The organism is Streptomyces murinus (assembly GCF_002154555.1).
GTDB lineage: Bacteria > Actinomycetota > Actinomycetes > Streptomycetales > Streptomycetaceae > Streptomyces > Streptomyces murinus.
The window spans coordinates 1-3001 of record NZ_MUNF01000980.1 but is presented as its reverse complement, the minus strand read 5'-3'; the positions used below and the strand labels follow the sequence as shown (position 1 = coordinate 3001).

General features: G+C 72.9%; 1 protein-coding gene, 1 pseudogene and 1 riboswitch. Of the genes and pseudogenes, one reads left to right on the top strand and one right to left on the bottom strand.

Annotated features, from left to right (window positions below; genetic code table 11):
* Positions 1 to 1337, bottom strand: a pseudogene (locus CCN72_RS37095) (prenyltransferase/squalene oxidase repeat-containing protein); the annotation flags it as partial.
* Positions 1338 to 1729: 392 nt separating this feature from the next.
* Positions 1730 to 1803, top strand: a riboswitch (cobalamin riboswitch).
* Between the two features lie 125 nt (positions 1804 to 1928).
* On the opposite strand from CCN72_RS37095, the gene CCN72_RS37090 reads away from it, so the two are divergent.
* Positions 1929 to 3001 (top strand): prenyltransferase/squalene oxidase repeat-containing protein (locus tag CCN72_RS37090; protein WP_086812676.1); only part of this gene is annotated, 1073 nt, incomplete at its 3' end.

Genomic DNA, 3001 nt, shown 5'->3' with positions numbered 1-3001 from the left:
ACGGCCGCGGCCGTACGGGTGGTGTCGCCGAGGGCGGCCAGTGCCTGGGCGGCGTACGCGGTGGCGTTGACGGATCCGGTGGTCGAGCCGGTGTAGCCGGGGAAGGCGCCGTCCGCGCGCTGCGCTCCGCCGAGGTAGGTGCGGGCCGCGGTCACCGCGTCCTCGTGGCCGCCCGCCCGGTGCAGCACCAGCGCGATCAGCCCGGTGGTGGCGGGGTCCGGGTCGCAGTACTCTCCGGGCCGGATCAGGATGCTGGTGAAACTGCCGTCCTTGCACTGGAGTTGGGCGAGGCGGTCGACCGTCGCGGCCGGGGGTGTCACCCCGGCCCGCAGCAGGGCGAGGACCGCGAGGGCCTGGCCCTCGGCGTAGGAGGAGGCGCGGAAGTCGCCCTTGGCGGTGCAGCCGGGGGTGGCCTCGCCGGACTCCGGGCCCGCCGCGCACACATGGGCGGTGAGGGCGGCGAGCAGGTCGTGGCCGCCGAAGGCGCGCGGGTCGCGGCCGGTGGTCTCGGCGAGGAGGGCGAGCCGGGCGACGGCGGTGGCGTCGGGAGCCTGGTCGGTGCCGTTCGGGTAGGCGAAGTCCGCGGTGTGGGCGGCGAGATAGTCGGTGACCTTGTCGAGCGTGGCGCTCTTGCCGTTCGCGGCGGCCAGCGCGAACGCGGTGTCGGCGGTCAGCGAGTAGTCGGGGGTGGTGGCGCCGTCGTCCACGATCCGTTCGCCGTCGGCGAGTTGGCCGGTGAGCCAGGTGGCGGCGGCCTTCGTGTCGACCTTTCCGGGGGCGCCGGTGGGTTCGCCGGGGCCGGGCCCGGAGGGGTCGCCGCCGCGTACGTCGTCGGGGGTGAAGGCGGGCTTGCCGGTGGAGCCCTGGACATCGGTGCCGCCGTAGACCCAGGCGTCGACGTCGCCGTCCTTGAGCTTGCGGTCCATGGCGCCGTACGGGCTGTAGGTCCAGTCGCTCTGGCCCGGGGAGGCGATCCAGTACGACCAGTACGCCGTGGCGGGCGGGGTCAGGACGCAGGACTCCTTGTCCGACGTCGGGTACTGCGTACCGGAGTCGAAGGAGCCGTAGCCGATGCGGCAGATGAAGGCGGGGCCGTCGTGCTGGGTGCCGGCGGTGCTGAAGCCGGCGTCGTGCAGCAGGTCGTAGCCGGTGGTGGGGGTGAGGTCGCAGCCCTCTTCCACCGGGCCGCCGAAGGGCCCGAAGTCCACGGCGACGAGTGCGCCCTTGGTCGCGGTGCAGCCGCCGGTGCCGTCCGCCGTCGCGGGTGTGATCGTGATCGTGAGGAAGGTCATGCAGGCCGCGAGCAGGATGCACAGGGCCGCCGCCAGGGCCGCCACGCGGGGCGGGATCGCCCTCGCCCGCTCGTCTCTTCGCTGCCCGGTCCCCACCACGGCCCCCTCGGTCGGCCGGCGCGGGCACGGGCGTGGCAGAGGGGCCCCGGGAGCACGGAAGGAGCCCGGAAGCCGGTCGCACCACGCCGCAGTCCACGACGGCGTCTGTTGCAGATGTCACGCTCCAGGCAGTCCGGCTCGCCCGGGACGGTGCCGGGCCTACGGTTGCGGGTCAGCGCCGGAATTCGACCGGCTTCCCCTGGAACTCATTGCGTATCAGCCGGATTTGAGCACGCTTCACCGCATGCGTCAAGAGCGGCGGAAGGTGTGGCCATCGGGTGAAGAACGGGCGCTGGCGGGCGGGTTGGCCGTCGGGTACCGTCTCGGTCTGCCGAATGGGGGAACCCGGTGGGAGTCCGGGGCTGACGCGCAGCGGTATGGGACGGCGGGGCCGTTCCGAGCCCGAATGCCCAGGCGGCGCAGCACTTTTGGAAGCCGGTCCACGCGTTCCGGACGGCGGCCAGCGCTCGCTGCTCCGCCGGTTCGACGGGCCGTGGCACCGGGCCGGGTCGGCGTCCTCCATCCAAGGAGCAGGCCATGATCCGTCCGCTGTCCCTCCGCCGCCCCGCGCTCGTGGCGGCCGCCGCGCTCGGCGCGTTCACCCTCGCCACGCTGCCCGCCGCGGCCACGTCCTCCCCGGCGCAGATCACCACGTCGAAGACGAACGGCGTCGCCTATCTCAAGTCCCTTCAGGCCGCGGACGGTTCGTACGCCGGGTCGGGGCTGTCCAACGAGTGGGCGTTCAGCGCGCTCGCCTCGGCCGGAACCGCCGCGGTGGACGTGACCCCCGGGGGCGACACCAGTAAGAACGCGAGAACCGTCTACCGCAATCTGCTCTCCACCGCCGCCTGGCCGTCCACCTCCCCCGTCGTCACGGACTACGAGCGCGCGGTGCTGAACGCCTACGCCGCGGGCATCGATCCGGCCCGGGTGTCCGCCTCCCGGGATCTGATCGCCGACATCTACGGCTACTGGCAGACCTCGGAGAACGGCTACTTCGGCCCCTCGGCGAACTTCAACGGCACCGTGTTCGCCGCGCTCGCCCTGAACGGCGCGCGGACGCAGTCCGGGCAGGCGCGGATACCGGCGGCACTGCGTGACTCCGTGGTCACCCGGATCCGGGCCAACCAGCACAACGACGGCGGCTGGAACTACGGCAAGGCGGAGGGGGATTCGAGCCAGCTCGCGGCCACCAGCGACATCGACATGACCGGTGCCGCGATGGCCGCGCTGTGCACGTCCGGGGTGCCGAACACCGACAGCGGGATCGTCCGGGCCAAGGCGTTCCTGAAGAGCAAGCTGGTGGCGAACAGCGGTGCCTTCAACGCGATGTTCGGCGTGAACTCCGACTCGAACGGCTGGGCGGTGTCCGGGCTCAACGCGTGCGGCGTCAATGCGCAGACCGGTGACTTCCTCACCTCGGCCGGGAAGACCCCGGTGGACTTCCTGATCGCGCAGCAGTTCAATCCCGGTGGCGGCTTCCGGTACCAGCCGGGTGACACCTCGCCGACGGCGTACTCGTCGATCGACGCCCTGCGCGCGGTGGCCGGCGGCGGCTTCACCGCGGCGCCGCCCGCGCCCACGACGCCGGGCGCGCCGCAGTGGGTGGG